The following is a 13617-nucleotide window of genomic DNA, read 5'->3' on the forward strand; positions in this document are numbered from 1 at the left end:
CTTATTTAAATGTTACTTTTGAAAAGGCGGGAAGGTCTATCGACGCAAAATCCTGATCCCGGTATTTAAAGGTTCCTACACAGGCTATCATCGCAGCATTGTCTGTGGTATAGCTGAATTTAGGAATGTAAATTGTCCAGCCGTATCTCTCTGCGTGCTCCTTGAAAGCGTTGCGCAACCCGTTATTGGCTGACACGCCTCCCGCTATGGCAACATGAGTTATCCCCGTTTCTTTAACAGCCAATCGCAACTTCTTCATGAGAATGTCTACAATTGTAAATTCTATGCTTGCAGCCAAGTCATATTTGTTGTTTTTGATAAACTCCGGGTCATCGGCAATCCATTTGCGGAGACTATAAAGGAACGATGTCTTAAAGCCAGAGAAACTGTAGTCAAAACCTGCAATATGGGGTTCAGAGAACTTAAAGGCGTGTGGATTACCTTGTCGCGCATACTTGTCTACGACCGGTCCGCCCGGATACCCCCACTCTAAGACTTTTGCGCACTTATCGATTGCCTCACCGGCTGCATCGTCTATGGTCTGTCCCAGGACTTCCATGTCATTATAGGCATTTACCTTAACGATCTGAGAATTTCCTCCGCTGACCAGCAGGCAGATGAAAGGGAATGGCGGCATATGGTTGTCGTCCTCGTTTTCCTTGATGAAGTGTGCCATGACATGCCCCTGCAAATGGTTTACATCAATCAGCGGAATCTCCAGCGAACGGGCAAACCCCTTTGCGAAATTCACTCCTACCAATAGCGATCCCATCAATCCCGGTCCCCTCGTAAATGCGATTGCGCTCAGTTGCTCCTTGGTTATCCCGGCCTTCTTCAGGGCTTGATCGACCACGGGTACCACATTCTGCTGGTGAGCCCTTGAGGCTAATTCCGGCACGACGCCGCCATAGGCACGATGGACTTCCTGCGAAGCGGTAACATTGCTCAATATTACCCCGTTCTTCAGCACAGCTGCAGATGTGTCATCGCACGAGGATTCTATACCTAATATATATATGTCAGCCATAAGTTTATCAATAGCTCAAGATTTCAACGCCATTATCGGTCATAAGGAAAGTGTGCTCCCACTGTGCCGACGGCATTTCGTCCCCGGTGATAACTTCCCAGCCATACGGGTCGTCGGCATCTATAAATACTTTCCATGTGCCCATGTTGATCATTGGCTCGATGGTAAAGACCATGCCGGGAACCAGCAGCATGCCTGTCCCCCTGTGTCCATAATGCACCACATCAGGTTCTTCATGCATGGCAAGGCCTACCCCATGTCCACACAAATCGCGGACCACGCTGAATCCGTTTTTCTCTGCATGTTTCTGAATGGCATGCCCGATATCGCCCACGAAGCAAAAAGGTTTTGCGGCCTCGGCGCCAATATCCAGGCACTCCTTGGCCACGCGTACAAGCTTCTCTTTCTCCGGAGTCGTCTTCCCGCCGATAATGAACATGCGGGATGCATCTCCGAAATATCCGTTGACGCTCAAAGTCATGTCGACATTGACGATATCTCCCTCTTGGAGGACATCTTCTTTCTTGGGGATTCCGTGGCAAACGACCTCGTTTATACTTGTACACACGCTCTTCGGGAATCCCTCGTAGTTCAGGGATGCCGGTATTGCGTTGTGTTCTTTACAATATTCCATGCAGATGTCGTCAATCTCCTGAGTAGTCATGCCTACATGGATTTCGGCAGCGACAGCGTCTAAACAGCCCGTATTGACCGCACTGGCAATACGGATACCCTCTATTTGCTCAGGAGTCTTCACCAGCTCGCGCGTCGGCACCTCCTTACCCTTATTCTCCCAATATAGTATGGTCTTATCAAGCTCCGTGGGCTCCTGCCCCGGCAGACAATGCCATCTTCTCTTTTTCTTAAACATCCGTTTGTGTTTTATTCTGATGCAAAATTACTTTAATTCGGGCATAACGCCAAATGCTGTGCGATATTTTTAGGACGGGCCACTTAAATAAGAGTGAGAAACAGGCCTGCATGCTTATTGTGGAAGCAGCCTTGCGCCACCATTAATAATGTTTTATAGCTCTGTCCATCTCTCTCCGGTCTTCCTTCTCTTTCAAGGTCTGGCGCTTATCAAATTCCTTTTTGCCCTTGGCCAAGGCTATGTCAATCTTGGCTCTTCCGTGCTCGTCGATAAAGATGAGAGTGGGAACGATGGTATAGCCGACATCTTTACTTGCTTCTGCCAGCCGGCGTATCTCGCGTTTGTTGAGCAGCAACTTACGGTCGCCCTTGGCCTCGTGGTTGCTGAACGACCCATAAAAATAGGGACTGATATTCATTCCCCGAACCCAAATCTCCCCTTTCTCGACAACACAATAGGAGTCTACGAGAGAAGCCTTGCCGGCGCGAATCGACTTGATTTCCGTTCCGGTAAGTACCATCCCCGCAGTATAGGTGTCTACAAAGTAGTATTCGAAAGATGCCTTCTTATTGCGTATCTGTACAGGACTTTTCTTTCTTATGTCTTGTCCCTGCTTGTTCATTGTTCTATTATCGCAAAATTCTCTATGTGCTCGTCGATATAATGAGCGATGGCAGCAACGAAGTGCTCCTCTTGTTCCAAAAACTCGTCGTCGAGATCGTCGAAAGCCGGATATTTCTCAAACAGGGCCATGAATTCCTCGTCTGTGCAATCCCGTTCTATTTCTTCATGGTGAGCGAAGTAGAGTTTGTGTCCTCTCCGGATGAGGGTGCACAGTTTTGTTAACCCCCACTCGCGAATGGCCTTGTCAAAAGGATTGCGGAAGATGAACGCTCCCCACCCATTATGAATCAGTTGGACAAATCCGCCGTCCATGACTTCGTCGTGCAGGGCCTCCCATGCGAGCAAGGTGATCTGGTCGCTGCTAAGCTCGCGCATGTTCTCTGCACTCAGGCTGCCGCCGATTGACTCGTGGATTGCTTTCAGGAAAACTCCCACGAATTCGTCCATTCCGGCTTCGGCAGCCTCTTTGAGAACGGAATCTTGAATCTTCACTTCTTTCATGCTGCAAAGATAATTATAAAAAGTGGAATATGAAAACGAATCTTTAAAAATCAAATAATGCTAACAGCATTAAGGTTGGTTTGGCACCGGAGTACGGGGGCACGAGCCTGGAAATGAGGAACGGCGATATTTACCTCCTCTCATTTCATCCCTTTGGCAAATGAATGGCAGCTCAAGCCGGAATAATATCGCCGACTTTATCTGACAATCTCGGCGATTTTTTTCCTCAATCTCGGCGATTTTGTGCGATGATTTCGGCGATTTTGTCAAATAGGCAGCTACCTTTTAGAGCTCAGTAGTCTATATTTTGCACACAGACTCCTTGCTTTCTATCCACTGGAATGCAATTTGAGGCATAGAACGCAAATGCGTTCCCTGCCCAAAAGAACGGAAAAAAGGATGTGATTTTTTTATTAATCAAGAAGCTTCTCCTTGATTATCTTCTCCATGTCTGCCCTTCCCATGGCTCCGACTTGCATCAGGGGTTGTCCCTTCATTGGGATGAAGAGCAAGCTGGGGATGGATTCTATCCCGAACATGGCAGCCAGTTCGCGCTGTTTGTCGACATCCACTTTATACACTTCAAGTTTCTCTTTATACTCAAAAGCTAAGGAGTCTAATATCGGCGCAGTTATCTTGCACGGACCGCACCATGTGGCATAAAAGTCTATAATGGCCGGGCGGGCTCCTTTATAGGCCCATTTCTTAGGATTATTCTTCATGTCCATAACCCGCTCATTAAACATTTCCAAGGTCATTTCCGTTGTGTTTTGTTTCTTGTTGGAAATGTTTTCCGCTCTTGCTTGTCCAATATTCTGACTCGTCTTTTTATCGGAACAGGAGGAGCTGAAAATTCCTACCAATAGCATGAATGCCAATATGTTTCTAATCTTCATGTTATGACTTTATGTTTTTAGTGAATAAACAGGGAGTTATCATCTGGGTGGGTTCCTTAGACCGGGCCTTGATTAGGGTCTTCAAGAAAAAGGTTGTCCGCTTCCTTGATTTCGTCCTCTTCAAACCACTGGGTCAGCTTGGCTTTCGCTTTCAGCTTAACTTCCTCTGAAACCTCGCCCCACACTTTATGAATCACATAGATTAATACGGCAAGGTCATCGCTTAATCCTGCCAGGGGAATGGCATCGGGAATGGCGTCCAGGGGAGAAATCAGATATCCAAGTGCCCCAATAATGATGGCCTTGTCCTTTACTGACACTTTGTCGCTGTCAAGAGTATAGAATAAGATGAGTGCTCCGTAGACCATTTTGGCTCCGGCGCGCTTGGCTATTCTTTGTATTTTCTCGACAAATTCCTTGGGTGTGAACTTGTCCTTGTATTTCATAAAATCAGGTAATCCCATAGTAAGCTTATTTGTAATTAAGAACTTTATCTATATAATTCTCTATCTTCGCATCGTAAAGGCGCCTTAATCGAATCTTGCGAACAAGACGCTGTATGCCGGCAACCAGCAAGGCAAGCAGAATTCCGATTGCTATTGAGATGAGTGAACCGCCCAATGCACCCCCGGGAAGGCTCTCCTCTGGGAATGCGGCGGCGATAATAACAGGAAGGACTATCAGTATGCCAGCCTGTGTATATTGGGATTTCTCAGACCCCAAGCTGTCAATCAGCGCCTGCTTGTCAAAGAGATAGTCGTCCAGCAGCTGTTTCGTGATGCCGTAATCTTCCGGTATAGGGAAGCCGTCCGTCTTTCCAAATTCCTTTATCTTGTTGGAGACGCTGTGTTCAAAATCGTTCAGGATACTATCTTTCATAATGAGCAAATTGATAATGATACATAAAAAGGAACGCAGACTCCTGATAAGCCGGGTTCTGTATCCTCCGAAGAGGAGCTTCGTCATTTATCTACGGCGCAAGTCGCCCTGCACCTCAAGCATTCTACCCTCCATCGCAGCAAAGCTTCGGGCGAGCAACCCTCAGACGATGGTATACATGAACTTGCAACCTCCAGCGGCACGGCACAGCAATCACTTACTGTCCGGTGGTCTCTTACGCCACCTTCTCACCCTTACCCGACTTGTCTGCTCTCTTTGCAGAGTTCAGATAGTATCAGGCGGTCATTTTCTTCTGCCTTACCCTACTGTCACCAATAGCTTCTATTTTCGGAAGTGGAGTGCTCTGTGTTGCCCGGACTTTCCTCTCGTCTTTCATAAGACCAGCGACAAAGCCGGGAGTCTGCCATTCCGTTGCAAAGATAGTGTTTTTTTCTAAAAAACAAATAGTATGAGGACAAAAAATAAAAACAAGACACATGCAGGGTGCCTATCGTGGCAAGAGGAAAGCGTCAATCGTCAGGACTGTAAGGCTTGACAAGATTATAAATGAATGTAAAATGAGGCATTAACGGGATTAAGATAACTTAATCAGAGAAAATGAAATGTTAAAATGAAATAAAGATAAGGGACATAATGGCAGTTTACCAAACTTTGCGCCTATTTTTGCAATTAAATTACATGAGTAGGGATTTCTGGTGTCTTGACACATAAAGAGTGTTGTAAAGACACGAATCTTCTCTCAGGCTTGTAGAAAGAAAGATAAAAACTAATTAAATATTTTAAGGTATGAGAAAGATTTCAAAGTATTTGCTTGCGGCTATGTGCGTCGTAGCCTTGGGATTGTCAGCAGGTTCATTCATGAAGGTTTATGCGTCTGAGTCATCGAGCCCATCTGCTGCTCCTGGTCAACCGGTTGACTTGACATACGCGACGGACAAGGCACTGCCTGCTGTCGTACATATTAAGTATGTTCAAAACTCAAAGACGCAGACAGTAGATGTTCAGTCAAGTCCGTTCGACGATTTCTTCGGTGATTTCTTCGGATTCGGCCAGGGACAGGGGGGCACGCGCAAACAGCAGATTCAGACTCCCAAAAGAGAGGCTACTGGAAGTGGGGTGCTCATCAGTTCAGATGGCTATATCGTTACCAACAACCATGTAGTAAGTGGCGCTGATGAATTGACGGTAACATTGAATGACAACCGTGAGTTCTCTGCCCGCATCATTGGTACCGATCCCTCGACGGACCTGGCACTTATAAAAATCAACGGCAAAGAACTTCCCACCCTTCCCATCGGAGACTCCGACAAGCTGAGGGTTGGCGAATGGGTTATTGCAGTGGGTAATCCTTACGGTCTAAACAATACCGTAACTGCAGGTATTGTCAGTGCTAAGGCTCGCTCACTATATGCCAGTACAAATGGAATCGAGAGCTTTATACAGACTGATGCGGCAATAAACCCGGGCAACTCTGGAGGCGCTTTGGTCAACACGCAGGGGGAACTTGTCGGCATCAATGCCATGCTTTATTCACAGACGGGTTCTTATAGTGGCTATGGCTTCGCGATTCCGACATCTATCATGAACAAGGTTGTGGACGACCTGAAAAAATATGGTACGGTCCAGCGTGCAGTCCTTGGTATCAGCGGAGGCGATGTGCTTAACTATATCAATGCCCAGAAAGAAAAGGGTATAACGGCTGATCTCGGAACAAACGATGGAATTTATGTAGGTGAAGTGGATGCGGACGGAGCTGGAGCTGAAGCTGGTCTTGAGAAGGGTGATGTCATCACCAGCGTTGACGGTAAGCAGGTCAAGAAGATGGCGGAGCTGCAAGAGATGCTTGCAAAGAAGCGTCCTGGAGATAAGGTTACCATAACCTATCTCCGCAACAAGAAAAAGATGACCAAAACCGTAACTTTAAAAAATGCTCAGGGCAATACGAAAGTCGTTAAGACGGCTGATCTCGATGTGCTCGGCGGCAGTTTTGCCCCTGTTGGCAACGAAATCAAAGAACAACTGGGGATTGCTTATGGCCTCCAAGTATTGAAGGTTGGAAAGGGCGCATTTAAGAATGCTGGCATCAATGCCGGCTTTATCATCCAGAGTGCGAATGATTTGCCTATCAAGACCATTAATGATTTGCAGGATGCAGTCAGAAAGGCATCTACAAGCAAAGATCCCGTACTCTATATTAAGGGCATTTGGCCTACAGGAAAGCGTGATTATTTTGCTGTTCAAGTGAACGAATAATAATCTGAAAAGACAAATTGCTATATTTAGGGGAGCAATGGATAATTGCTCCCCTTCTTGTAAAAATATAGGGAAATATTTGCTCATATTAGTCAAATTGAGTAAATTTGCATTGAAGCATAAAACCGAAAGCCCAATGAGACAACTAAAAATCACAAAATCCATTACCAATCGAGAGAGTCAGTCTCTTGATAAGTACTTGCAGGAAATAGGGCAGGAAGAACTTATTACCGTTGAGGAAGAGGTGGAATTGGCTCAGAAAATCAGGGAAGGCGACCATAAGGCACTTGAAAAACTGACGAAGGCCAATTTGAGATTTGTGGTTTCTGTTGCCAAGCAATATCAGAATCAGGGATTGAGTTTGCCAGACTTGATCAACGAGGGAAACCTTGGTCTGATTAAGGCTGCCGAGAAATTTGACGAGACTAGGGGCTTCAAATTCATCTCTTATGCTGTATGGTGGATTCGTCAAAGCATTTTACAGGCAATTGCAGAGCAAAGTCGTATTGTAAGGTTGCCCCTTAACCAAGTGGGGTCTGTCAATAAAATCAATCGTCTGCTCAACAAATTCGAACAAGAGAATGAACGCCGCCCAAGCATTGACGAGATTGCAGAGAACATAGATTTGCCAGAAGATAAGATAGAGGATGCCCTCAAGGTGAACAACAACCGCCATGTATCCGTCGATGCGCCATTCATGGATGGAGAAGACAACAGCCTGTTGGATATCCTGCCTAATTATGATGCTCCTTTGGCAGATAAAGAACTGGTCATGGATTCCTTGAGAGAAGAAATCTCAAGAGCGTTGTCAGCTCTCAATGAGAGGGAGCGCAATATTATCGAATGCTTTTTCGGCATCAATCAGCCCGAAATGACATTAGAGGAAATTGGCGATAAATTCCAGTTAACCCGGGAACGAGTTCGACAAATAAAAGAGAAAGCCATTCGCAAGCTTAGAAAGAATACAAAGAACAAACTCTTGAAATCATATTTAGGATAATAATACATCAAGGAAATGGGAAATAAATTGGATTTGAAACTAAAAGTAACATTTGCGGTCATAATGCTATTGGCCGCAATAAATGTATCAGCTGCTAATAAAAAAGCCACCATATATGCTTTTGGCTTTTCGGCATCATTCAATGATTCTATCGTTTATTTCACGGATATTCAGCAAATAGATAATGCTACGATAGAGTCCAAAAGTAAGTTCTTGTTGAATCGTGCAGAATATGCAGACCAGTTTCGTGATTATTTTAATTCAATAGGATTGGAGCACCGGACATGCATCATCTCATACGGCTTGACCCTGAAAGATGCAGAGAAAAAGCTTGTGAAGTTACGCAAGAGATATTCCAAGGGGGGACATTATAAGATAAAATATTTGGCAGGGAACGATTTTAAATTCAGAGTGATTAGCCATGAAGAGCTGGCAACGGAACTGCCAATTCCAAAAATTGACGAGAACAAAAAGAAAGAGAAAAAGCTTCCCGAAGGAAACAGACCTGTTGCCGACGACTCAGAATAAGGATTTAGAAATTTATTCTGTTTGATATCCCTCACCAACAAAGTCTCATGGATAGTGTCAACAATTTCAGAATAGCAGAACTAAATATAAGGATTATCTTCAAAGAGGGTGGTCTTAATTCCATGACCCTTCTCCCATCTTTTGAGCCTTTCCGAGTGGATAAGCTTAAGGGGGATATTTTCTTCCAACTGACAATAGACGACTCTCTAAAGCCGATATCAAAAGGGCGAAGGGAACGAATCCGAACTTTTGATACAGGCAATGGCGATACTATCGTGGACAGGATAGATGATGGCGGTTACCAGTATATAATCAAAAACATCAATGGAGCAGACTGCTGCCTGTTGGAAACCGACAAGGACTTTCGGAAATGCGAGTGTGCCTTGAATGGCAACTACAACATGCGCGCTTTCGGACTCAACAATGCCCTGATGCTCATCTTTGCTTTTGCAGGAAGCAGGGAGCAGGTATTGCTGGTCCACGCATCACTGGTCCGGCAGAAGGAGTATGGATATGCGTTCATTGCTAAAAGCGGAACAGGCAAGAGTACGCAAGTCAGCATGTGGCTTCGATACCTGCCTGGCTGTGATTTAATGAATGATGATAATCCTATTATACGAATTATTGATGATGAGCCATTCATTTATGGTAGTCCGTGGAGCGGCAAGACCCCATGCTACCGCAATGTAAAAGCTCGACTGGGGGCTATAACCCGGATTGACCGGGCAGAAACCAACAGCATAGAAAAGCTCTCTCCGATAGAGGCATTTACATCATTTCTCCCATCCTGCTCGGCCATGAAATGGGATTCTGACATATATAACAGAATCTGCGATACCATTACTAAAGTGGTTGAGACAACAGGCATTTACACATTACATTGCCTGCCAAACCGTGAAGCAGCAGAAATATGCAACAAGGCAATAACGAAATAAAGGAGGTTCAATTCTCCAACGCAGAACTCCTACCGGAAATTGTAAAGATGATGGATGAGGGGCATACGGTAACTTTGCGGCTGAGAGGCTACTCGATGCGGCCGTTTCTTGAGGACAACAGAGATAAAGCCCTTATGGCAAAAGCAAAGGATTTAAAGAAGGGAGATGTTGTGCTGGCAGAAATTGAACCAAAACATTTCGTCTTGCATCGTGTCATAAAGATTAGCGAAGATGGTGTAACCTTACGAGGGGATGGCAATCTTGGCGTCGAGCATTGCACGAAGGAAGATGTGAGAGGGTTTGTCATAGGATTCTACAGAAAAGGCCGGGAGAAGATAGACAAGACCAACGGCCTCAAATGGAGACTTTATTCGCTTGTATGGGGAGCACTCTACCCTGTCCGTCGCTACCTGCTCGCCGCCTATAGGAGGATATGGCTAAGATTTTTCAAACCAATATAAGAATATGAAAGCAAAACCAGGTTTCAATCTCCGTGAAGTATGCGGAGAGAATATCATCGTTGCCGAGGGCAAGGAGAATATAGATTTCAGTAATATCATCAGCATGAACGAGAGCTCCGCATATCTCTGGAAGATGATTCAGGGAAAGGATTTTACGCCGGAAGCCCTCCAGCAACTTCTTCTTGAGGAATACGAAGTTGAAGAAGAAACGGCTCTCGCCGATGCAAAGGCCGTCGTCCAGCAATGGATAAAGGCGGGAATCGTGGAAGAATAATCAAGAAGTGGCTTTTTCATTATCAGTTCCTGCCATGAGATTAAACTTCCGAGAGATGAGAAAGAAGACGCTTATCGCCATCCTTACGACTATGCTTTCCCTGCCAATATCAGCTTAGATAACGGTTTCCGGAGACATCAAGGACACAGGGGGCCATCAAATAGAGTATGTCAACCTTAGAGTTGACAGCCTGCACACCATCTCCGACAAAGACGGCAACTTCACGCTTCGCATTCCTAAAGGACACAAATCAGATCTTATCGTCAGCCACTTAAGTTACAAAACCCTGGCAATACCTTATGCACGATACAAGTCGGGCAACCTCCACATATGTCTTCAAGAGAATGTTCAAGCGATTGAAGATGTAGCCATAGCCACCTCAAAGGCCAAGATGGTCAAGGTGAAACGGCAGGGGATGAAGACACCGGGAGATGTTGTGTTCACGATAAGTGCGAAAGACGGCGGCAGCCATTTCTACGATTACGAGCTTGGTCCGGTCATAAAACCCGCTAAGGATTACCTCCTGAGGCAGTTTTCCTTGCACATAGAGGAGTGCACCTACAAGTCCTGCGTCCTCCGCGTAACGGCCTATGAAGTATCCGGAACGAAGATCATCCCCATACAATACAAGCCAACATACATCTATTGCAACAGAAATCACCAGAATACAGACTGCACGCAAAGATTCCCCGAAAACATTGTTTTCCAGAAAGGGCACACCTATTATGTAGGCATAGTACTGGTTTCAGCCGAGGGAGCCGGTAGAATCTGTTTTCCGGCATGTCTCCACAGAGGCTATGCTCGAAAGGTGGATACGGGCAGAATCAAAAAGCTTTCAACCTCATTAGCCTTAAGTCTCACTGGCATCGTCGTGAAGAATTAAGCCCCGACGGGTCTCGGAAACCGAGTCCTGGACTTCCCGCTACGGCCGACCGCCAGCCTTGAGGCCGCTTCCGCAAATGTTACAAGCCGTGTGTAACATTGTTACAGGTTGTCTGTAATGTGTTTACACACGGCTTGTAACAATACCTTATAAGGTCTGCTTCGGAAACAGTAGCAGCTTCAATGCATATTCACCGCCTTATTTCAACTCGTTAATGAAGAAGTTTGCCACTTGACGCAGCAAGTGATTACGAGTGTTGCCACCATATATGCTGTGATTGCGGTTGGTGTAAAACAGTTCCCTGAAATCCTTGTCAGCCTGCACTAAGGCCTCAGAATACTCAAAACTGTTCTGCGGATGAACATTGTCGTCGGCCGCTCCATGACATATCAGCAGGGAGCCATGCAGCTTCGAGGCACGCTCTATGGGATTGGTGGCATAGCCTTCGGGGTTTTCCTTTGGAGTCCGCATGTATCGCTCGGTATAAATCGTGTCGTAGAACTTCCAGTTTGTGGGGGGGGCTATCGCCACTCCGGCGCGGAACACATCGCGTCCCTCGCTCATGCTCATCAGGGTGTTGAAGCCTCCGAAGCTCCATCCCCAGATGCCGATGCGGTCTTTGTCCACATAGCCTTGCTTGCCCAGCCACAGGGCAGTCTCCACCTGGTCCTTGGATTCCAGGTCGCCCATCTTCAGATAGATGGCTTTCTCGAAGTCCGAACCACGGCCTCCCGTCCCTCGCCCGTCAACAGACACGACGATGAAGCCGTGCTCGGCAAGGTAATAGTCAAAGGCCCCACCCTGCCCCATGCTGCCGGCACTCCATGAGTTCACTACCTGCTGGCTGCCCGGTCCGCTATATTGGTGCATGATTACGGGATATTTCTTAGCCGCATTAAAGTCTGCCGGCTTGATCATCCACCCGTCAAGCTTCACCCCCTCGGAAGTTACAAACGAGAAAGTTTCCTTCTTCGTCCATCCATATTGAGCCACCTTTGACTTCAAGGCCTGGTTATCCTCAAGAGTTGAAAGCACCTTGCCGTTCTGGCTGCGCAGCGTATACAAATAAGGCGTGTCGTAATCGCTCCAGGTGTTGATGAAATATTTGTAGTCTCCAGAGAATATCGCCGTGTTCCAGCCTTCCTTGTCGGTGAGCCTTTCCGTCTTTCCGTTCTTATGGGAAACATAGATCTGACGGTCATGCGGATTGAGTGCCGCAGCCTGATAATATACATCTCCCGTGGCTTCATCATACCCGTACACATCCGTTATGTCATAGTTCCCGTCGCCGATCTTTCGGATTTGCGTTCCTGCCATATTGTAGAGGTAAAGATGCATGTAACCGTCGCGGTCGCTGGGAAGCAGGATTGTGCTGCTTCCGACGAGCACCCCTTCCATGGATTCTTCCTTGACATAGCACTTTGACTCCTCCTTTACCAACAACTGGGCTACCGTCGACCGAGGGTTGACCGTGTAAAGGTTGAGCTCGTCCTGATGGCGGTTCATCGTGTAGACAATGATTTTCGAGGCATCATCCGTCATTTTGATTCGTGGAATGTAGCCGTCTGCCGCCAGGGGAACCTGCAGCTTGTAAGTCTGATGGCTCTTTATGTCGTAGCTCCAGGCCGATACAAGCGAATTGTTTTCACCCGCCTTGGGGTACTTGTAGGAGTAGCTTCCCGGGTATGAGGCAAACTCTTGCCGCTCAGGCTGCAACCCTTTAAATAGCTGTAAGGAGTAGGTCTTGACTTTCTGCTCATCGTATTTTACCCAGCAGAGCATCGTCCCGTCCGCATTGAAGCAGAACGCGCGGTTGAAGCCGAACTCCTCCTCGTTTACCCAATCCGGTATCCCGTTGATGATTTCATTGAATTTCCCGTCCTTGGTAACTTGACTTTCCGCATTATCATACAGCAGTTTTACGAGGAAGAGGTTGTTATTGCGGACGAATGCGATCTGGTTTCCGTCGGGCGACCATAAGGGAACCTGCTGCTTGCCATTGTCAGAAAGCCGTTCAAGCTTCGTCGTCTTGATATTGTAAATATAGAAATCAGCCTTGTAAGAACGGCGGTAAATCCTTTCGGTATTGGTGGCTATCAGCATCTTGTCTCCCTTCGGCGAGAACATATAGTTGTCGAAACTGCTTATTTTCTCCCCCATCGTGTTGCCTGCATCGAACAAGACGGCCGTCTGCTTGCCTGTTTTGAAGGAATACTGGACAATCTGCTTGCCATCCCGAGAGATACTGGCGTACTGATCTGTGCCCTCGATGGGCGTGATACCGCTGATGGTCTTGGCTGCAAAAGCACCCGAGGTAATGTCTTTAATACTCATTTTCTGCGCACTTACCGTAACGGAGAAGGCTGTTAGAAGCAAGGCCATGGCCGAAAGAACTTTCTTCATCATACCTTAATTTGTTTTGTTGCAAAGATACGAAAAGATTGCCAAACAGGCATTCTTTTAA

The 13617-nt window shown here is 46.4% G+C and carries 15 protein-coding genes, 1 other RNA gene and 1 pseudogene; 8 read left to right on the forward strand and 9 right to left on the reverse strand.

Annotation, left to right across the window (positions count from 1 at the left end):
• Position 1: 1 nt before the first annotated feature.
• The 8 genes from tsaD to rnpB all read right to left on the reverse strand — a co-directional run bounded on the left by tsaD (position 2) and on the right by rnpB (position 5223).
• Positions 2–1027, reverse strand: a complete 1026-nt coding sequence (gene tsaD / locus BM114_RS05375; RefSeq protein WP_092111179.1) for a tRNA (adenosine(37)-N6)-threonylcarbamoyltransferase complex transferase subunit TsaD — start codon at positions 1025–1027, stop codon at positions 2–4.
• A gap of 7 nt (positions 1028–1034) precedes the next feature.
• The gene (gene map, locus BM114_RS05380; protein ID WP_092111181.1) at positions 1035–1898 is read right to left on the reverse strand and encodes a type I methionyl aminopeptidase; all 864 of its coding nucleotides are present in this window, start codon (positions 1896–1898) and stop codon (positions 1035–1037) included.
• Positions 1899–2040: 142 nt separating this feature from the next.
• On the reverse strand, positions 2041–2520 hold the full coding sequence (smpB, locus tag BM114_RS05385) for an SsrA-binding protein SmpB (RefSeq protein ID WP_092111184.1): 480 nt from the start codon (positions 2518–2520) through the stop codon (positions 2041–2043).
• A complete protein-coding gene (locus BM114_RS05390; protein WP_092111186.1) occupies positions 2517–3023 on the reverse strand; it encodes a DMP19 family protein in 507 nt (168 codons plus the stop codon). Before BM114_RS05390 ends, smpB begins: the two co-directional genes overlap by 4 nt.
• Before the next feature lie 413 nt (positions 3024–3436).
• On the reverse strand, positions 3437–3781 hold the full coding sequence (trxA, locus tag BM114_RS05395; RefSeq protein ID WP_369808397.1) for a thioredoxin: 345 nt from the start codon (positions 3779–3781) through the stop codon (positions 3437–3439).
• Between the two features lie 194 nt (positions 3782–3975).
• On the reverse strand, positions 3976–4383 hold the full coding sequence (locus tag BM114_RS05400) for a YkvA family protein (protein WP_092111190.1): 408 nt from the start codon (positions 4381–4383) through the stop codon (positions 3976–3978).
• Positions 4384–4390: 7 nt separating this feature from the next.
• Positions 4391–4798 carry a hypothetical protein gene (locus tag BM114_RS05405; RefSeq protein ID WP_092111192.1) on the reverse strand — a complete coding sequence of 136 codons (408 nt, stop codon included), beginning with the start codon at positions 4796–4798 and terminating at the stop codon, positions 4391–4393.
• A 31-nt stretch (positions 4799–4829) separates the two neighbouring features.
• Positions 4830–5223, reverse strand: an RNA gene (gene rnpB / locus BM114_RS05410) — RNase P RNA component class A.
• Between the two features lie 382 nt (positions 5224–5605).
• Here rnpB and BM114_RS05415 point away from each other — a divergent pair.
• The 8 genes and pseudogenes from BM114_RS05415 to BM114_RS14595 all read left to right on the forward strand — a co-directional run bounded on the left by BM114_RS05415 (position 5606) and on the right by BM114_RS14595 (position 11153).
• A complete protein-coding gene (locus BM114_RS05415; RefSeq protein ID WP_092111194.1) occupies positions 5606–7072 on the forward strand; it encodes a Do family serine endopeptidase in 1467 nt (488 codons plus the stop codon).
• 136 nt (positions 7073–7208) lie between these two features.
• Complete coding sequence (locus BM114_RS05420; RefSeq protein ID WP_092111196.1) at positions 7209–8072, forward strand: sigma-70 family RNA polymerase sigma factor; 864 nt, start codon at positions 7209–7211, stop codon at positions 8070–8072.
• A gap of 15 nt (positions 8073–8087) precedes the next feature.
• Complete coding sequence (locus BM114_RS05425; protein ID WP_177207051.1) at positions 8088–8600, forward strand: hypothetical protein; 513 nt, start codon at positions 8088–8090, stop codon at positions 8598–8600.
• A gap of 47 nt (positions 8601–8647) precedes the next feature.
• Complete coding sequence (locus tag BM114_RS05430) at positions 8648–9535, forward strand: hypothetical protein (RefSeq protein ID WP_092111198.1); 888 nt, start codon at positions 8648–8650, stop codon at positions 9533–9535.
• Positions 9511–9996 (forward strand): S24/S26 family peptidase, encoded by a 486-nt coding sequence (locus tag BM114_RS05435; RefSeq protein WP_092111200.1) that lies wholly within the window; start codon positions 9511–9513, stop codon positions 9994–9996. Before BM114_RS05430 ends, BM114_RS05435 begins: the two co-directional genes overlap by 25 nt.
• Positions 9997–10000: 4 nt before the next feature.
• Complete coding sequence (locus BM114_RS05440) at positions 10001–10270, forward strand: PqqD family protein (RefSeq protein ID WP_092111202.1); 270 nt, start codon at positions 10001–10003, stop codon at positions 10268–10270.
• Between the two features lie 136 nt (positions 10271–10406).
• Positions 10407–10628, forward strand: a pseudogene (locus tag BM114_RS14710) (carboxypeptidase-like regulatory domain-containing protein); the annotation flags it as partial.
• A gap of 33 nt (positions 10629–10661) precedes the next feature.
• Positions 10662–11153, forward strand: a complete 492-nt coding sequence (locus BM114_RS14595) for a hypothetical protein (protein WP_092111204.1) — start codon at positions 10662–10664, stop codon at positions 11151–11153.
• Positions 11154–11351: 198 nt separating this feature from the next.
• On the opposite strand, the gene BM114_RS05450 is transcribed toward BM114_RS14595, so the two are convergent.
• Complete coding sequence (locus BM114_RS05450; RefSeq protein WP_369808400.1) at positions 11352–13535, reverse strand: DPP IV N-terminal domain-containing protein; 2184 nt, start codon at positions 13533–13535, stop codon at positions 11352–11354.
• Positions 13536–13617: the final 82 nt, after the last annotated feature.

The sequence above is a fragment of the Prevotella sp. KH2C16 genome (genome assembly GCF_900113305.1).
In the GTDB taxonomy this organism is placed as follows: Bacteria; Bacteroidota; Bacteroidia; order Bacteroidales; family Bacteroidaceae; genus Prevotella.